Origin of the sequence: Alistipes sp. DJF_B185 (assembly GCF_964250025.1) — a bacterium.
Classification (GTDB): Bacteria; Bacteroidota; Bacteroidia; order Bacteroidales; family Rikenellaceae; genus Alistipes; species Alistipes finegoldii.
The window spans coordinates 1-1581 of sequence record NZ_CAXUDY010000057.1 but is presented as its reverse complement, the minus strand read 5'-3'; the positions used below and the strand labels follow the sequence as shown (position 1 = coordinate 1581).

6 protein-coding genes are annotated in these 1581 nt (G+C 51.5%); 1 reads left to right on the top strand and 5 read right to left on the bottom strand.

Features of this window, described 5'->3' with window-relative positions; genetic code table 11:
* Positions 1-258, top strand: a 258-nt coding sequence (locus tag ACESTR_RS16060) for a hypothetical protein (RefSeq protein ID WP_350003541.1), incomplete at its 5' end; no start/stop codon positions are given.
* 53 nt (positions 259-311) lie between these two features.
* Here ACESTR_RS16060 and ACESTR_RS16055 read toward each other — a convergent pair.
* From ACESTR_RS16055 to ACESTR_RS16035, 5 genes are all read right to left on the bottom strand, one after another.
* Complete coding sequence (locus tag ACESTR_RS16055; protein WP_004295440.1) at positions 312-515, bottom strand: hypothetical protein; 204 nt, start codon at positions 513-515, stop codon at positions 312-314.
* Complete coding sequence (locus ACESTR_RS16050) at positions 499-678, bottom strand: hypothetical protein (RefSeq protein WP_004295439.1); 180 nt, start codon at positions 676-678, stop codon at positions 499-501. Before ACESTR_RS16050 ends, ACESTR_RS16055 begins: the two co-directional genes overlap by 17 nt.
* A 4-nt stretch (positions 679-682) precedes the next feature.
* Positions 683-949 carry a DUF6956 domain-containing protein gene (locus ACESTR_RS16045; RefSeq protein WP_004295438.1) on the bottom strand — a complete coding sequence of 89 codons (267 nt, stop codon included), beginning with the start codon at positions 947-949 and terminating at the stop codon, positions 683-685.
* 46 nt (positions 950-995) lie between these two features.
* On the bottom strand, positions 996-1313 hold the full coding sequence (locus ACESTR_RS16040) for a hypothetical protein (protein ID WP_004295436.1): 318 nt from the start codon (positions 1311-1313) through the stop codon (positions 996-998).
* Between the two features lie 42 nt (positions 1314-1355).
* The coding region (locus ACESTR_RS16035; protein WP_373179442.1) for a molybdenum ABC transporter ATP-binding protein at positions 1356-1581 on the bottom strand (226 nt) is incomplete at its 5' end.

Below are 1581 nucleotides of genomic sequence, written 5' to 3'. Positions count from 1 at the left end.
GATGGCACGGCAGTATTATACAATGACGGGAAGATACGTTTTGACGAGATCGCCGACATCGAGGTCGGCTCGGTGTTTGTGGGCATCCTGCTCCGCAACGGCTATCTGTTCTACCTTTCCCGTACCGAACCGCTCAAGACGTGCATATACACGCATGGCGGGTGGGGTTCAATCTCTGAAATTTCTCCCCGTGGCATTGCCGGACATATCGGGCGTGAACTGCACGGGAAGCTGGGCGACCATACGGCGGTCGATTGACGGGAAACAAAAAAATCGGACGGTTGTCGTCCGATTTTTTTCGCGTCGTATTTTCACGGCCGTTGCCTGCCGTGTTCCCGTTTCCGCCTTTGCAGGGCGAGCAGTTGCCGCAACATGTAGGCATGGTTTTCCCCCACGGTATGCCCCGAGGGCATCAGGTAGGGACTTGCGAGGCACTCCCGGCATTGGCGTACCGCCTCTTTTAAGTCGGTAACGGTTATTTCCGCTCCCGTGATGTCTTTAATCTTTGTTTCCATTCTTGTCCTGTTTTTTTGGTTCGTACCAACTGTCCCGGTAATTTTCTCCCACGAGCGAGAAAATTCCGCTCATGCCGCTTTCAGCGGCGAAATTTTTGGCTTCCCATATACCGGAAAACTCTCCCAGCAGCCGGTAGCCGATGAATAATTTGTACTTGCGCATGATTTTATCGTTTTTCCAGGTTGATAATCGGTGTGTTCTTTTGCAGCCATTCCTTCACGCTGTCCATGTTGTATTCGGATGTGATAACCGCCGTTCGGTCGTCGATTTCGGTGAAGCGCGTAGTTTCATACCCGTCGATCCACTGCTTCAGCGTGGCAACGCCCCACACCTGCGGGTCGTCGAACATGGTGTTGAGCCGCCCGATACCCTCGCCGAAGGTTACGAGCAGCGTTTCATAGGAGATTTCCTTGTTTACTTCATTCGTTTTCATATTCTCGCTTTTTACGGGCGGCTTTTGCCGCCCCGAAATTTTTTAATCAGACAAGTTCCACTCTAACCCTGCTCATGTTCGCCCAGAACACGCCGTTGCAGTAGTAGGCGTAGCCGTTATGCCAGTTGCTCCTGCGGCGTATCACGTCCTGCTCGGGTGGTCGTATCTCGATACTCGTGGTGTAGATGTTGTGTCCCACGGTAATGACGAGGTTGCACCTTCGCCATATCTCGGAATGGGTTTTGAACCCGTTTTTCCCCTCGACGAGCGCAAGGGCCGTCTTGACTGCTTCCCGAACTTCCCAATCCCACTCCCCGAAGGGTTTGAGCGGGCGTGCCATGTAGCTTTTATAGATGATTTTCATTGTTATATTTTTTTTTGTAGGGCGGCTTTCGCCGCCCCGATTTTATAATTCGACAATCCTTTCCACTCTGCCGTACAACATGGAGCGTATGCTCGTCTTGTCCACGCCCTTGTATTCCGTGTAATGCCCGTACTGCTTTACCACGAATGTTTTCAGTACATCGACAAAGTTGAAACGATACCCTAAAAGCGGAATGGAGTCCTTGAAATAGGTGTTATGGTTTACCTCACGGGTAATCCAGTCTTTCTCCTCACGGGTGAGCGTTCCC

Excerpts from the sequence above, each read along its gene's own strand:
- ACESTR_RS16055 (WP_004295440.1), bottom strand. The coding sequence starts at position 515 with ATGGAAACAAAGATTAAAGACATCACGGGAGCGGAAATAACCGTTACC.
- ACESTR_RS16050 (WP_004295439.1), bottom strand. The coding sequence starts at position 678 with ATGCGCAAGTACAAATTATTCATCGGCTACCGGCTGCTGGGAGAGTTT.
- ACESTR_RS16045 (WP_004295438.1), bottom strand. The coding sequence starts at position 949 with ATGAAAACGAATGAAGTAAACAAGGAAATCTCCTATGAAACGCTGCTC.
- ACESTR_RS16040 (WP_004295436.1), bottom strand. The coding sequence starts at position 1,313 with ATGAAAATCATCTATAAAAGCTACATGGCACGCCCGCTCAAACCCTTC.